Here is a 16093-nt window from a genome sequence, read left to right as displayed (position 1 = left end):
TCTCAAATATATGTCGCCTTAATAAGTTACTTGTTATTAGAACTCATAAACAGAACTATAGCCAAGAAAGTAAAAACCTTTTCTAATTTTGTAGAAAAAATAAGAGTATGTTTAGCTTTTTATCTAAGCATAGAATATGTTTGCAATCAAGTTAATGAAGGTGCAAAAAAAGTAATAAAACAAAACAAAATGCTGTTTAAACCTGACTTATTTTCTCAATAAAGAACAACAATTATAACAAATACAATACTTAACAAAGGGTTTTTAAGTTTTATTCAAAACTTTCGGATAGCAGTGATAATTTATATAATAATGAAATCAATCTTTACAAAAACAAGTTCAATAGTAATCTTTTTACTTACTTTTTCAACCTCTTTTGGACAAACACTCATAGAAGGTGTCGTAAAAAACGAACAAGATGAACCCATAGAAGATGTCAACATAGTACTTAAAGGAACTTCAAATAGCACAAGTACAGCAGCCGATGGTACATTCACCATCGAGGCAAAGTCACTTCCATTCACACTTATTGTGCAATATGCAGGTTATAATACCAAGGAGATTAGAATAGCTGAATTACCAAAAAATGCCAAACCACTTGAAATAATAATTTCTTATGGTGAAGAGAAAGTACTATCTGAGGTTGTAGTCACCTCAAGGAGGCGTATCGAAAAAGCGCAAGACATTCCCATAGCCGTATCTGTCATAACAGGAAAACAAGCGGAACAAGCAGGCGCTTTTAATGTCAATAGAATTAAAGAACTAATTCCGTCGGTTCAGTTGTATTCCTCTAATCCGCGAAATACAGGAATCAACATTCGTAGTTTAGGATCACCATTTGGTCTAACAAATGATGGCATCGACCCAGGCGTTGGTTTTTATGTAGACGGCGTGTATTATGCGCGTCCGGCGGCAACAACTTTAGATTTTATTGATGTCGAACGCATTGAAGTACTGCGTGGCCCACAAGGTTCCTTATTTGGTAAAAACACTACATCAGGTGCTTTTAACATCACAACCCGCAAACCAAGTTTTACTTCAGGTGCTGACTTTGAATTGAGCTACGGGAATTATGCTTTCCTACAAGCTAAAGCCTCGGTTACGGGAGCACTAGGCAAAAAAATAGCAGGCCGAATCTCTTTTTCGGGTACACAAAGAGATGGTTTAATTGATAATGTGGCAACTGGCAGAGCAACAAATACGCTAAATAATCAAGGAATAAGAGGGCAATTATTGTATCAACTAACAGAACATACAACAATAGTTTTAGCGGCAGATATTACCACCCAAAAACCAGATGGTTATGCTCAAGTTATAGCTGGTGTAGCGCCAACACAAAGAGCAGCTTACCGACAATTTGATGCTATAATTACCGATTTGAATTATCAATTGCCAAGTTTGAATGCGTTTGATCGAAAGATAGATCATGATACGCCGTGGCGCTCTGGGCAAGAAATGGGTGGAGTTTCCTTGAATATTGATTCTAAAATTGGAAAAGGAACTCTAACTTCAACAACTGCTTGGCGATTTTGGAATTGGGATCCATCAAATGACAGAGATTTTACGGGATTACAGGTGCTTGCAAAATCGCAAAACCCAACAAGACAAACTCAAATAACTCAAGAAGTACGATATGCAGGAGAACTTAACTCCAAATTAAACGGTGTTGTGGGTGTTTTTTTCATTGATCAAACCTCACAAACTGATGGCACTGAAGAGTCTGGAGCAGCACAATGGCGATTTTCACAAAGCACAACCAGTAATTTATGGAGAACACCTGGACTTTTTGAAGGCTACGGAATAAAAACAGATGCTCGTATCAGAGCTTCTAGTGCGGCTGTATTTGGACAATTAGACTGGAAAGCTACAGATCGTTTGCATATATTACCGGGATTGAGATACAATTTTGACAAAAAAGACGCTGACTACAGTCGTACCACTTATGGAGGGCTTCAAACCACTGATCCTGCTTTAATAGCGTTAAAAAGACTGGTGTATACCGACCAAGCTTTTACCTCCAATATAGACAACACTGATTTGTCGGGAAACTTAACAGTATCGTATAAAGTATCCTCTAAAGTGAATGGTTATGCTACATTTGCAAAAAGCTATAAACCAGTGGGTGTCAATGTGGCCGGATTACCTACTTTGGCGGGTCAGCCAATTCTTGAACTTGCTGTTGTAAAACCCGAAGAAGTAAATCACTACGAAGTAGGAATAAAAACAACTCCACTTAGAAGTTCTATTTTCAACTTTACTTTATTTAATACCGATATCAAGAACTTTCAAACCAATGTTCAGGCTGCAGAATTGGGTGTGAATAGAGGCTATCTTGCCAATGCAGACAAGGTACAAGTAAAAGGAGCTGAAATTGATGCTAGTTTTGTAATTAACCAACATTTGACTATCAATGGTGCAGCAACGTATACTGATGCTAAATATGTACGATTTACAAATGCTCCCTTACCATTAGAAGAAACAGGTGCCGCAGTATCATTTAAGGATGTGTCAGGAAGTGCTTTGCCGGGAGCCTCAAAATGGGCTGGATCTCTAGGTGGAGAACTATCCGAAAATGCCAAATTCTTTGGAAATAATGGAAAAATATACTTTGCTCTGGATTCATTCGCTCGTTCTGAATTTTCGTCCAGTCCTTCAGCATCAAAATTTCTTGTAGTGGATGGATATGCTATTTTTAATGCGCGTTTGGGTTTTCGTACAGCTGATGGTTTATCCGTACAATTCTGGGGACGCAACCTTTTAAACAAAGAATATTATGAACAGCTACTTCCTGCAGGAGGAAATGCTGGCCATTATGCAGGCGTTTTAGGAGACCAAAGAACGTATGGCGTTACACTCCACTATTCTCTGTAAAGCATCTATTTTTAAAATTAAAATTGGAACAGCACTGCAAAAATATTTATTTTAGTAGTGCTGTTTTTTAATTGAATGTTATCCATAAAGTAATTAAAATATTAAAACTATTTTTAAAAAAATATACCCCATAGATTTAATAGAGTTTTTGTAGTTTTGCCAAAATTGAAATAAGTCTCAGTGAAAACTATTAAAATCATTTTCTTTTTCTTTGTATCGTTTGCCTGTCAAGCTCAATCAGAAAAAAAGATAGATCATCAAAGCATTCTTTGGACGCGTTATTTCAATCAATTATTATTAAGCGAAAAATGGTCTTTGCATTCTGAATTTGACAACCGACTTTTTCTAAAACCAACACAAGAAAACTTATATGTCATCCGAGTTCAAGGTCGCTATAAAATAAATGCACATTTAGAGACAGGCGCTGGCTTTGCCTACTTCTCAGTCGATACGCAAGTCCCTGAAATTAATCCTGATTACAATACACCGGAATATCGAGGACAACAGGATCTTACGTGGAAAGAAACTTTTGGGAAATTTGGGATTAACCAGCGTTTTCAGTTAGAGGAGCGATTCATTCACAACGCAAACAAAGAAATGCTACTACCAGGAACCCTGTTTTCATGGCGCTTCAGGTACCGCTTGCAAGCAGAATATACTTTTTGGAAAAAAGAAAAGCAACTGTTAAAAGCTGTACTTTCCGATGAAATAATGTTCAATTTTGGAAAAAATATAATTAAAAATACATTTGATCAAAATAGAATTTATGCTGCCATACATTATGGACTCAATAACAATGTCGCATTTGAACTCGGATACCTAAACAGTTTTCAACGACGAGCTAATGGAACCGATTATTTCAACAGAGATATTATCCGAATCAGTATTTTTCATAAAATTAAAAGCTCAAAAAAAGTATAAAGAGCATTTATAATTTTCAAGTATAAATTATTTTATAGATTGATTACCAATACATTAACTTAATATTTGCAATTCATGGCGTAACTTTAATAAAAAGATATAGCCATGAAAAATTTTGCAATTAAACTCGTGTGGTTTACCACCATTTATGTTTTTGTATTTGCCGGTTTATGTCAAACTAACGTTGCTTTACCAGTAATAATGACCCTATATTGCGTAGGTATTCCGTTAATACTATTAATGGTTTATACCGTCCTTACTGATGATTATACAACTAGAAAAACTTTTAAAGATTGGTACGGTGATCATCCAATGGAGACTTTGGAAGAAGAAAAAGAAGAAAGCTAATCATTCGAATCCATTTTAACTCAAAAAATCCCGAGCAATCGGGATTTTCTATTCTTATGAATTTCTGATTTAAATTTTGATTAGTTACTACTGAAATTTATCTTACTTTGCTTTTTAAAACAAAATGATGCAACCATTTTGGAAAAAATCGTTTCAAATAAACGCCCATAGTTTCTTTGACACCAATGTAAACTTCAAAAGCATTCGATTCAACTGCTTTAACAAATTTTTTGGCAAACATACTTGTTGGCATTCCATTTTGAGTAGCTTCATCATCTATATTTTGTTTCGATCCATCAGCAGTAAGTGCATTTTTAGCCACATCCGTTTGAATAAATCCCGGACAAATTAAGGTGACATTGATATTGTCCCGTTGATGTTCCATTCTCAAAACATCAAAAAAACCATGTAAAGCATGTTTTGCGCCACAATAGCCAGAACGATATGGCGAACCAAATTTCCCCATCAAACTCGTTACAGTAACAAAATATCCTTTCTTATTTTTAATAAAATGAGGCAACAAAGCTTTTGTCAACGCAACTGTTCCAAGATAATCTACTTCAATGAGTTTTTTATCCACCTCAAAATCGGTTTCTACAATCAGTGAGCGTTGGCTTACTCCACCGTTATTCACTAGAATATCAATTTTTCCAAAGGCAGCAATGGCTTTTTCTGCATGATTTTTGGCGTTGTCAAAATCAACCAGATCAAAAGGTAAAATGATAACTTCTGTGTTTGAACACTTCGATTTCACAGTTTCTAAAGCATCCCTATTTCGAGCCGAAAGAATTAGTTTGCAATTTTTAGCTGCTAATTCATAAGCAAGAGCCTCTCCTATTCCGCTTGAAGCGCCTGTAATCCAAACTATTTTGCCATTTATTGCATTCATATTTTTTCTTAAAAATAAAAAAAGTTTACCGAGCTTTTACAAACTCAATAAACTTTTTAGTGTAATTATGGAAATAAAGACTATTTCTCTCTGATATAAATATCGATTGGCACTCCTGAAAAGTCCCAGTTTTCTCTAATTTTATTTTCCAGATAACGTTTGTAGGGTTCTTTTACATATTGCGGCATATTGGCAAAAAACACAAATTGTGGGGTTGGTGTTGGCAACTGCATGCAATATTTAATTTTTACATATTTCCCTTTTGTTGCTGGCGGCGGATACGCTTCAATCACTTTCAACATAAACTCATTGAATTTTGATGTCGCAATGCGTTGTTGTCTGTTTTCAAAAACTTTTACCGTTGCTTCCAATGCTTTCAACAAACGTTGTTTTGTTAATGCCGAAACAAAAAGAATAGGCACATCCGTAAACGGCATTAATTCTTCTCTAATTTTTTCTTCATAATCACGGGTTGACATCGTTTCTTTTTCGACTAAATCCCATTTGTTTACTAGGATTACAACTCCTTTACGGTTTTTCTCAGCCAACCAAAAAATACTTTGATCCTGGCCTTCAAATCCACGTGTGGCATCAATAATCAAAATACAAATATCAGCATGCTCAATCGCACGAACGGAACGCATTACAGAATAGAACTCTAAATCTTCCTTCACTTTAGCTTTACGACGGATTCCCGCAGTATCCACTAAGTTGAATTCGAAACCAAAACGGTCAAATTTTGTATCAATTGAATCACGGGTTGTTCCCGCAATATCAGTAACAATGTAACGCTCTTTACCAATTAAAGCGTTGATAAAACTTGATTTTCCAGCATTAGGACGACCAACCACTGCAAAACGAGGCAATACCACTTCTTCTTGAGTTGGTTCTGGCTTAATAGGAAAAGCATCAATCAATGCATCCAATAAATCGCCTGTTCCACTTCCAGAAATACTGGCAAACGTGTAATATTCTCCTAAACCAAGGTTGTAAAACTCAATTGCATCTTTCTCACGCATCGCATTATCCACCTTATTTACAGCAAGTAAAACTGGTTTCGTCACTTTTCGCAACAATCTCGCAACGGCATCATCCATTGGAGTAATCCCCTCTTCTACATCAACTACAAAAATGATTACATCGGCTTCATCAATAGCCAATTCTACTTGTTTTCGAATTTCTGCTTCAAAAACATCATCAGAACCACGCACATATCCGCCGGTATCAATTACAGAAAACTCTTTTCCGTTCCACTCGCTTTTGCCATAGTTTCTATCACGGGTCACCCCCGATACTGAATCTACAATAGCTTCTCTTCTTTGTATCAGCCTATTAAAAAGGGTTGATTTCCCTACATTAGGTCTTCCTACTATCGCAACAATGTTATTCATAATATAAATTCAAATATTTTGCAAAGGTAGTGTTTAAAACCATGAATATCAATATTTTTAATATATTAGCAAGACCTTATCCTTTTAACACTTACAAGTTTACTACTATGGACGCTAATAATGAACTCAGACTTCGCTTACGATTTTACAAAGATGTTCCGCAAAACATAGATGCTTTGCGAGTTAAATTTGCAAATTACACCCAAATCAAGTCCAAAGATTACTTCGTTAAAATTCGTGGTTATCACATTTGGTTAAACATAAAAGGACCTAAAAAAGCGTATTGGTCGCCTCATTTACACATAGAAATGGAATCAAAAGACCAAAACGAAACACACATCAGAGCACTATTTGGACCTGACCCAACCTTATGGACGCTTTTTATGTTCTTCCATTTTATTATTGCGGGAATATTTTTGATTTTTTCGGGGATTGCTTATTCTAATTATATCCTGAAAAATCCCGTAACATTCGATCTAATCGTTATGGGATTAATGGTTTTCGCCTGGTTTTTGCTCTATATCGTAGCAAAACAAATCCGAAGTAACGGTCACAAGCAAATGAATGATTTGGAAAATTTATTTTTGGAGATTATAGCATCTTAGTTTTTATTTGGAGCAATTCCAGCTCTCCGCTATATCTTTTATGCAGTCCCGAAGTTTCGGGACTGCATAAAAGGATGCCGCTGCTATCTGGGCTAAAAAAAAATCAATATCGAAAATTGAATTCCAATATTGATTTTTAAAAAAACGGACCAGAAAAAATTACTGGTTATAACCAAAACGCTTTAACATATTAACGTTGCTTCTCCAGTTTTTATTTACTTTCACTACCAATTCGATATGAATTTGTTTTCCAAAAAACTTCTCTAAATCGACACGGGCTTCCATTCCTACTTTTTTCAAAGCAGCACCTTTATGCCCTATTATAATTCCTTTTTGAGTTTCACGTTCCACCATAATCAAAGAACGGATTCTAATGATATTTTCATCTTCAAAAAACTCTTCGGTTACAATTTCGACTGCGTATGGAATTTCTTTGCTGTAATTCAACAATATTTTCTCCCGAATGGTTTCGTTTACAAAGAAACGTTCTGGTTTGTCCGTAAGTTGATCTTTTGGATAATACGCTGGCGATTCCGGTAACAATTCTATTATTCTTCCAAATACTTCTGGCACATTAAAATTCTGCAAAGCTGATATTGGAAAAATTTCTGCATTGGGAACTTTCGCGGTCCAAAAAGCCACTTGCTCTTCGAGTTGTTCTTGGTTAGAATTATCTATTTTATTCAATAAAAGAAGAACTGGAATTGTAGCATGAATGATTTTATTAAAAAATGCTTCGTCTTTCAAATCTTGTTCACCAATTTCTACCATATAAATTAAGATGTCAGCATCTTCAAAAGCTGACTTCACAAAATTCATCATCGAAGCCTGCATTTCGTAGGCTGGTTTGATAATTCCGGGCGTATCAGATAAGATCAATTGAAAATCTTCCCCATTTACAATTCCTAGAATTCTATGACGTGTTGTTTGTGCTTTTGATGTGATGATTGACAAACGCTCCCCTACGAAAGCGTTCATTAATGTGGACTTACCAACATTTGGATTCCCGATGATATTTACAAAACCTGCTTTATGTGACATTTCTATTATAATTTATGGCACAAAGGTAGTTATATCAAGTCAATAGATGAAATAAAACATTTTATTAAATTTATGTTTGGCTTTCTTAAATTTAGTTGTACATTTGCACCCGAAACAACGCGGGATAGAGCAGTAGGCAGCTCGTCGGGCTCATAACCCGAAGGTCACAGGTTCGAGTCCTGTTCCCGCTACTAAGAATTTTATTGAAATTACAAACGCACATCGCGGGATAGAGCAGTAGGCAGCTCGTCGGGCTCATAACCCGAAGGTCACAGGTTCGAGTCCTGTTCCCGCTACTAGAAAAGCTTCAGAGAAATCTGGAGCTTTTTTTTATTTATGGTAACGATAACTTTTCAATTTTTAATTGAATAAATTCTTTTCTAGGAAACAAAAAAAATCAAAAATCTAAATGCCAAAACAAGATCGATTTACCTTCTAAAATTTCCTATTTATCATCATAACCATCAAAATGAACTTTGCTTGAACAAATAGGATTGAAAAACCTACTCGCCATCTCTATTTTTGCGTATATCTATGTCTACTCTTTACCCTTTTAGCACATAAATTATCTTCAAGAATTATAGGTATTGAAAATAATACTTAAAAAATTACTTTGGACTACGTATCAAAACCGATTTATAGCACAATAAAACGGCAGTATGTATATTGAAAAAAGGTAAGTATTGGAAATAGCAAAAAGGTAAAGATGCTCACAGCTTAATAATTCAGATAAAGCTTGCAGAAACAATTACCCTTGAATTCGATTCTTTTCATGTTATCGTTATATTACTGAATTCCTACTAACTCAAAAAAATAGTTACTTAATAAAGGGTTCTACCGAACCTAAGAAAAGTAAATTAGGTATTGATTGCTACACTTTGATTAAATAAAAAAACCCATACGACAAGTCATACAGGTTTTTAACCAACTAAGTTTATTAAAACTAAATATCCGAAACCAAGTAACTTTTATTAAATATTAGCATCTCAAATTATAACTCGAATTAATCCTCTGAAACAAGAGCTGAATTTCTATTAGTTCTTACATCTAATAAAACGGTTATTCCTTGGTCGTTCAACATCGTCATGTTCAAAGTATCTAAAACAGCTAAATCTTTAGATACCAAACCATTAAATCTGTTGTATGATATATTCATTTCTTTTAGATTGTTCAAATTTTCTAATTCAAAAGGCACTTGACCGTCCATCTTGTTATCAAATAAACTAAAATTTTCTAAAGCAATCATGTTCTCAACATCTTTACTCAATCCTCCTACAAGTTTATTACTGTTTAGCAGCAAAACCTTCATCGTTCTTACATCGTAAAGAGAATTTGGAATTTCTCCAACAAGTTCATTATTAAATAATGATAAAACTTCTAATTGCTTTAGCGCACCTATTTGCATAGGTAATTCTCCCGTGAGTGCATTCATATATAATTCTAAATCTTTCAAATTAGCCATTTCACAAACTGAAGCAGGAATAGATCCTGACAACTTATTAAAAGAAAGATTCAATACTTTCAATTCTTTTAGCTTTCCAATAAAAACAGGGATCGCTCCTGAAATCTGATTTTTGTGTAAATCCAATTCTTGAAGACCAATCAAATTTACTATCTCAGCTGGGATTTCACCTATTAGATTATTATCAGCTAATCGAATTGAGATCACTTTATCCTCTTGAACTTGAACACCATACCATGTGGAAACTGGTGAGGACAAATCCCACTTGTTATTCCATTGCTTCCCATTTGTAGCTTCGTACAATTTCACCAAAACTTCTCTCTCAGACTGAGATATATTTGCAAGCATTGAAAAAGAAAACAAAAAAGTTAAAATAAGTGTAGGTATAATTTTCATAGCTGGAAATTTAATTTTCAGTCATAAAACTACTTACTAAATAGTTAATCAGCAAATAAAATCGACAAACTACATTGTATTTGATTTTATATACAGTAATTTCCTATAATAAATTTAATTTAAAGCTATTTTATTTTATTAAGAGTTTAAAAAAACTCCCTCAAAAATACCAATCAATTTTTAATGGTTTGACTTTCAGGTTTTAAACCGCCAAATTACTTGAAGCGCTACGCACATTATTCCTTTCGAATTTGATAAAAAATAAGCTCAAAGTGAAATACAACTATGTCTTTAATAAAAATTCGTCTTGTGAAGATCAAGACGAATTTTTTCTAAATTTTTTCTATAGCCTGTGCCAAATCAATATCCTTATCCGTGACTCCACCAGCATCATGCGTGGTCAACCGAATAGTCACCTTATTATAGACATTAAATAATTCCGGATGGTGGCTTCTTTTCTCTGCCATCACTCCTACTTGTACAATAAAACCCAAAGCTTGAGTAAAATCAGCAAATTTAAACTTTTTCTCAATTCCGCTATTGTTAAATGTCCAGCCTTTTAGCTCTTCCAAATGGGTTTGAATGGATTCCTCTGAATAGGTTTTCATAATTTATTTATTTTATCACATAAAGTTACTTAATTTCTAGACAATCAATGATACTTTAACTTTATTAACTAATTTTGGAAAAAACATTTCTACTCAATTTGAACACCGATTATTCCTTTAAAATTTATACTTCAACAGCGCAACTTCCTTTAAATTGGGATGATGTAGCAATTTCAACTGTATTTTTATCCAAAAAATACTTAGAAGTTTTAGAAAAATCGTCTCCTGATAACATGATTTGTCATTTTATTGGCATTTTTGAAAAGGAGACTTTAGTGGGTATTTCCCTTTCTCAATTTCTAAATTTGAATAAATTAACATCTTTTGGAGAAAGAGACCAATGTATAAAAACTGCCGTCCGCAATATTGTTTTTAGAAATTTCGGATCACAAGTTTTGGTCCTTGGAAACAACATGCTAACAGGACAAAATTGCTATGCTTTATCCGATTCAATCGATAAGAAAAAAGCGATGAAAGCCTTATATTTCGCTACAACGGAATTAAAAAAAATATTTAAATCTAAAGGTGTTACTATTCATATTACGACCTATAAAGATTTTAGTGAGGAAGAAATCAAAAACTTCGCCATTCCAGAATTCGAAAATGATTATCAATTTTCGACACAACCGAATATGGTTTTTTACATCAATGAAAATTGGAAATCAGAGCAAGATTACATTGATTCTCTTTCAAAAAAATACAGAGATCAGTATAAAAGAGCGCGTAAGAGGGCAACTGACATACAGAAACGAAAATTAAATCTGGAAGACATTATTTCACTGGAAGACACCATTTATGAGCTGTATTTTCATGTTGCTAAAAATGCTCCTTTTAATACTTTTTTTCTACCAAAAAACCATTTTAGAATTTTTAAAGAAATCTTTAAAGACAAATTCCTTTTTTATGGTTATTTTATTGGCGAAAAACTAATTGGCTTCAATACTTTAATAAAAAATGGAGCAATCATGGATACGTATTTTCTTGGCTATGACGACAGCATTCAACGAGAAAAGATGCTTTATTTAAACATGTTATATGATATGATTGCTTACTCCATAAACAAAGGCTTCAAGGAAATAGTTTTTGCTAGAACAGCATTAGAAATAAAAAGTTCTGTTGGTGCTAAACCCATAAAAATGTTTGGACTTATTGCACACAGCAATGCACTAGTGAATCCGTACATGTCAAAAATATTCAAATATTTAGAACCCGAAAGTATTTGGCAACAACGAAATCCGTTTAAATACATTTAATCGGTAATTTAGGAATAGCCACTTTCATTTGTTTGGGTAAAATTTCAATGACCAGCTTGGTTTCTGTTCCACAATATTCGCCATCGATTTGAAAACTAACCGGAATGTTTGTTGTTATAAAGGCTTTATCAGTCGAAATAATCTCTACATCATTCACATCGATTGGCATATTACCGGTTATGATTTTGCCTAGAACCACTAAATCCATATTTTTCAAAATAACCAATTCAAACTTTCCATCATCCATGATACCATTTGGATTTATGGAAACCCCAGTACCATATTTCTGAGAATTAGCGATTACGATCATTCTCGCCTCACATTCTATCGTGGGAAAATCACCAGTAATGGTCGCGATAAATGGATCTTCTAAATCAATCAAAGTTGAAACGGTTTGTAAAGCATATCCCCATTTGCCTCGGATACTGCTATTTTCATAATTCTTAATCATTTCTGCATTGATTCCCAAATCACTTAAATGGATACTTTTTTTTCCGTTAATGGAAATCATATCTATCGCCATATAATCGTTGTGAAAAGCAACTGCTAAGTTTTCTTCAATGGTTGTGGGTAAATTCAAATCTACTGCTAAACCATTGGCGGAACCAGCTGGTAAAATTCCGATGATCACGTCAAGTGTTTCCATGGCTTCCGCCACCATTTTTATTGTGCCATCTCCACCAGCAACAATAATTCGTTTTGGAATATAGGTAGCATAGAGTACTTTTATATTTTCAATATCTGAAATTCCAGAAGTATTATAAATCACGAGATTCAAATTTTCTTTTTCAGCGTAAGCAGTCGTAGCATCAACAAGTTCGGACTTATCGACATCTCCAGAGATAGGATTTACCACCAACATGATATTCTTTTTCAAACTTTTTCTTCTTTTATTGATTAAAAAACTTTAAATTCATATTTTATCAAAAGTACTATATTATATGAAACCTATTTTAAAATTATACCGAGGCTACGCAAATGAACAAGAATTAATTGTCATGGGGCATGTCTTTAAACCGACGTCTGTTGAAGAGTATAATTTTCAAAAAAAGAATCTAAAAAACGCTACTTCAGTTATTAAAATGTTCCAAATAAAAACGCAGCCCAATGCCGATGTCTATTTGAAACACAACAATTCCAAAATTCATACCAAAACATTAGTAGATGGCTATTTTAAATTTTGTGTCCCATTGGACCAAGACACGAACTATGGCTGGATTGATTATGAAGTAAGCATAATGCACAGGAATGTGACCATCACTACAAAAGACAGTTACATTCGACCACACAAAGGAAATTTAGGAATCATATCTGATATCGATGATACTTTTTTAGTGTCACACACGCTAAACCCCTGGAAAAAATTATATGTTCTGTTGTTTAAAAATGTAAATAAGAGAAAAATATATGAAGACGTTGTCACCCATTATCAAGCTTTAAGTACTGCCGGAAGAGACAATAAAGAGGAGTTTAATGCTTTTTTTTATGTTTCCAGCAGTGAATGGAATTTATATCGTTTTATTACCAAATTTACAGAAATTCACAAGCTTCCAAAAGCTGTTTTATTGTTAAAGGACATTAAAACGAGTCTCACCGACTTCTTTATGACCGGAAGAGGAAACCACAATCATAAGTTTGACAAAATAAAACACATTCTAGAATTTTACCCCAATTTAGAGTACGTGCTTCTTGGAGACGATTCGCAACATGATCCTTTTTTATATGAAGCCATTTGCAAAATTTTCCCTGTAACAGTAAAAGCAGTTTACATCCGACAAACTGGCACCACAAAAAAACAAAAAATAATAACTGTTATGAAAAATTTAGAGACATTAAATGTTTCCATTTGTTATTTTAAAAACAGTAGTGAAGCCATCGCACATTCCAAATCAATAGGAATTATTACATAAAAAAAGAGCTCCATTACGGAACTCTCTATTATTATAAATGATCGATTTCTTCTTGAACAACTTCCCAATCCAGCAGGAGTTTGTCTAATTCTGCTTTTTTCTTATTGTAGGCTGTAAAAAACTTTGCATCTTCAATGTGCTTATCATAATTTGAAGCCAACATTTTATCGTCCTGCTGTATGTCTTTTTCTAATTGCTTAATTTGACTCTCCACTTTGCTTAGTTTGTTTTGCAATGCTTTTCCCTTTTTCTGGTCTTCGTAGGAAGCTTTATTACTTTCTTTAGGTGCAGCAGCTTTCTCAGCATCTTTCTTCTCGACTTCGCGCATGTTTTCCATATTGCGTTGTTCTAAGAAATAGTTGATATCGCCTAAATATTCTTTGATTTTTTGGTCTTTAAATTCATATACCAAATTTGACATTCCTTGCAAGAAATCCCTATCGTGTGAAACCAGCAATAATGTCCCACCAAATTTTTGAAGTGCCGCTTTCAAAACATTTTTCGATTTAATGTCTAAGTGATTTGTAGGCTCATCCATCAACAACACGTTAATAGGTTGTAATAATAATTTACACAACGCTAAACGATTTCTTTCGCCTCCTGAAAGCACTTTTACTTTTTTATCTACATCATCACCTCTAAACAAAAAAGAACCCAGCATATCACGCACCTTCATTCGGTTTGTATCTGCTGCCGCATCCTCCATGGTTTGCAATAAAGTAATTTCACCATCCAAATATTCGGCTTGATTCTGAGCAAAATAGCCTAGTTGTACATTATGACCTAATTTAATGTTTCCTTGGTACTCAAATTCATCAACTATAGCTTTGATAAAAGTAGATTTTCCTTGCCCATTTTGTCCAACAAATGCAATCTTGCTTCCCCGCTCTACTAACAAGTTAATATCTTTCAAAATCGTTACAGCACCGTAGCTTTTAGTCACATGCTCCGCTTCAATTACTACTCTTCCCGGTTCTTTAGAGACAGGAAAAGAAATATTCATCACTGAATTATCATCTTCGTCAACCTCAATACGTTCTACTTTATCTAGTTTTTTAATTAAAGATTGAGCCATCGAAGCTTTGGAAGCTTTGGCACGAAATTTTTCAATTAATTTCTCCGTCTCTTCAATTTTTTTGGCTTGATTTTTTTGCGTTGCCAATTGTTTCTCCCGAATTTCATGACGTAATTCTAAATACTGAGAATAGGGCTTATTAAAATCATAGGCTTTTCCTAACGAAATTTCAATCGTCCTGTTGGTTACGTTATCCAAAAACATTTTATCATGCGAAACAATCACTACAACACCTGGATAATTTCGCAAGAAACTTTCTAACCAAATAATACTTTCTATATCCAAGTGATTCGTTGGCTCATCCAGTAACAAAACATCATTGGCTTGCAACAATAATTTGGCTAATTCGATCCGCATTCTCCAACCACCAGAAAACGTTTCAGTTTGATTATCGAAAACTTCTCTTTTAAAACCCAATCCCAGAAGAATTTTCTCCGTATCACCTACATAATTGTACCCTCCTAATAGCTCAAATCTATGGGTATAATCAGATAGATCTTCTATGATTTGACTGTATTCATCACTTTCATAGTCCGTACGGGTTACTAACAAATGATTAATCTCCTCCAGCTTTTTTTCTACAATTTTTATTTCCGTAAAAGCTTCATAAGCTTCTTCAAGAACTGTTCTACCTTGTTCAAAATCAATGTCCTGACGCAGAAATCCCATACGGATATCTTTCTCTTGAGAAATAACCCCTGAATCAGGAGCAAAATCTCTAGCCAACATTTTAAGCATAGTAGATTTTCCGGCTCCATTTTTCCCAACAAGACCAACTCTGTCCCCGGCACCCAATCGAAAGGTAACTTCTTCAAACAAATAAGTACCACCAAAAGAAACAGATAAATTGTGTATATTAAGCATGTATTGTGATTTTATTCCTTTTCGAATGCATAAATTTGTAACTCCAAAAAAGGAAAAATTAAATTTTTTGCAAATGTTAAAAAAAGGATCCAAATTATATAGCATTTTAACAGGAACTTGTCCTAAATGTCAGAATGAGAGTATGTATTTAGATAAAAATCCACTTCATTTAAATAAAATATTAAAAATGCATGAAAATTGCAGTAATTGTGGGTTACATTATCAAATTGAGCCCTCCTTTTTTTATGGTGCAATGTACGTTAGTTACGGCTTAAATGTTGCCATAGGAGTCGCAGCCTTTATTATCTCGTTTTTATTTTTAGGATCTAGCCTTAAAGTGGCTTTTATAGTGATTATCGTTTCACTTCTTATATCATTCCCATTCGTTTTACGTTGGGCCAGAAACATCTATATTAACATGTTTGTTTCCTACGACTCAAAGAACAAACTAAAATAGTT

14 protein-coding genes, 2 tRNA genes and 1 pseudogene are annotated in these 16093 nt (G+C 34.0%); 10 read left to right on the top strand and 7 right to left on the bottom strand.

Annotated features, from left to right (window positions below):
• From E0F91_RS17855 to E0F91_RS12675, 4 genes and pseudogenes are all read left to right on the top strand, one after another.
• Positions 1 to 222 (top strand): annotated as a pseudogene (locus E0F91_RS17855) (IS4 family transposase); the annotation flags it as partial.
• Between the two features lie 90 nt (positions 223 to 312).
• Entirely contained in the window at positions 313 to 2871 is a 2559-nt protein-coding gene (locus tag E0F91_RS12685; protein ID WP_243698900.1) for a TonB-dependent receptor, read from the top strand.
• 180 nt (positions 2872 to 3051) lie between these two features.
• Positions 3052 to 3792 carry a DUF2490 domain-containing protein gene (locus E0F91_RS12680; RefSeq protein WP_243698899.1) on the top strand — a complete coding sequence of 247 codons (741 nt, stop codon included), beginning with the start codon at positions 3052 to 3054 and terminating at the stop codon, positions 3790 to 3792.
• A gap of 105 nt (positions 3793 to 3897) precedes the next feature.
• Positions 3898 to 4140 (top strand): hypothetical protein, encoded by a 243-nt coding sequence (locus E0F91_RS12675; protein WP_132066832.1) that lies wholly within the window; start codon positions 3898 to 3900, stop codon positions 4138 to 4140.
• Between the two features lie 97 nt (positions 4141 to 4237).
• Here the strand turns inward: E0F91_RS12675 and E0F91_RS12670 are convergent, their stop codons facing one another.
• Entirely contained in the window at positions 4238 to 5029 is a 792-nt protein-coding gene (locus tag E0F91_RS12670; protein WP_132066831.1) for an SDR family oxidoreductase, read from the bottom strand.
• Positions 5030 to 5109: 80 nt separating this feature from the next.
• Positions 5110 to 6420, bottom strand: a complete 1311-nt coding sequence (gene der, locus E0F91_RS12665; protein ID WP_132066830.1) for a ribosome biogenesis GTPase Der — start codon at positions 6418 to 6420, stop codon at positions 5110 to 5112.
• A 41-nt stretch (positions 6421 to 6461) separates the two neighbouring features.
• Between der and E0F91_RS18010 the strand changes: the two genes are divergently transcribed.
• On the top strand, positions 6462 to 7025 hold the full coding sequence (locus E0F91_RS18010) for a hypothetical protein (protein WP_243698898.1): 564 nt from the start codon (positions 6462 to 6464) through the stop codon (positions 7023 to 7025).
• Between the two features lie 159 nt (positions 7026 to 7184).
• Here the strand turns inward: E0F91_RS18010 and era are convergent, their stop codons facing one another.
• Complete coding sequence (gene era / locus E0F91_RS12655; RefSeq protein WP_091257312.1) at positions 7185 to 8066, bottom strand: GTPase Era; 882 nt, start codon at positions 8064 to 8066, stop codon at positions 7185 to 7187.
• A 118-nt stretch (positions 8067 to 8184) separates the two neighbouring features.
• Between era and E0F91_RS12650 the strand changes: the two genes are divergently transcribed.
• Positions 8185 to 8257, top strand: a tRNA-Met gene (locus tag E0F91_RS12650).
• Between the two features lie 32 nt (positions 8258 to 8289).
• Positions 8290 to 8362: transfer RNA gene (locus E0F91_RS12645), tRNA-Met, on the top strand.
• Between the two features lie 707 nt (positions 8363 to 9069).
• Here the strand turns inward: E0F91_RS12645 and E0F91_RS12640 are convergent.
• Entirely contained in the window at positions 9070 to 9924 is an 855-nt protein-coding gene (locus E0F91_RS12640) for a leucine-rich repeat domain-containing protein (protein ID WP_132066829.1), read from the bottom strand.
• A gap of 332 nt (positions 9925 to 10256) precedes the next feature.
• On the bottom strand, positions 10257 to 10532 hold the full coding sequence (locus tag E0F91_RS12635) for a 4a-hydroxytetrahydrobiopterin dehydratase (RefSeq protein ID WP_073352704.1): 276 nt from the start codon (positions 10530 to 10532) through the stop codon (positions 10257 to 10259).
• Positions 10533 to 10630: 98 nt separating this feature from the next.
• Here E0F91_RS12635 and E0F91_RS12630 point away from each other — a divergent pair, with 98 nt between their 5' ends.
• Positions 10631 to 11785, top strand: a complete 1155-nt coding sequence (locus E0F91_RS12630; protein ID WP_132066836.1) for a peptidogalycan biosysnthesis protein — start codon at positions 10631 to 10633, stop codon at positions 11783 to 11785.
• Here E0F91_RS12630 and E0F91_RS12625 read toward each other — a convergent pair.
• Complete coding sequence (locus E0F91_RS12625; protein ID WP_132066828.1) at positions 11772 to 12662, bottom strand: diacylglycerol/lipid kinase family protein; 891 nt, start codon at positions 12660 to 12662, stop codon at positions 11772 to 11774. The genes E0F91_RS12630 and E0F91_RS12625 overlap by 14 nt on opposite strands.
• Positions 12663 to 12726: 64 nt before the next feature.
• Between E0F91_RS12625 and E0F91_RS12620 the strand changes: the two genes are divergently transcribed.
• Positions 12727 to 13695, top strand: a complete 969-nt coding sequence (locus E0F91_RS12620) for an App1 family protein (RefSeq protein ID WP_132066827.1) — start codon at positions 12727 to 12729, stop codon at positions 13693 to 13695.
• Positions 13696 to 13726: 31 nt separating this feature from the next.
• On the opposite strand, the gene E0F91_RS12615 is transcribed toward E0F91_RS12620, so the two are convergent.
• Positions 13727 to 15634, bottom strand: coding sequence for an ABC transporter ATP-binding protein (locus tag E0F91_RS12615; protein WP_066080753.1), 1908 nt, complete (start codon positions 15632 to 15634; stop codon positions 13727 to 13729).
• 73 nt (positions 15635 to 15707) lie between these two features.
• On the opposite strand from E0F91_RS12615, the gene E0F91_RS12610 reads away from it, so the two are divergent.
• Complete coding sequence (locus E0F91_RS12610) at positions 15708 to 16091, top strand: DUF983 domain-containing protein (RefSeq protein WP_132066826.1); 384 nt, start codon at positions 15708 to 15710, stop codon at positions 16089 to 16091.
• Positions 16092 to 16093 lie beyond the last annotated feature (2 nt).

The sequence above is a fragment of the Flavobacterium sandaracinum genome (assembly GCF_004349135.1).
Lineage (GTDB): Bacteria > Bacteroidota > Bacteroidia > Flavobacteriales > Flavobacteriaceae > Flavobacterium > Flavobacterium sandaracinum.
This window is presented reverse-complemented; position numbering and strand designations above follow the sequence as displayed.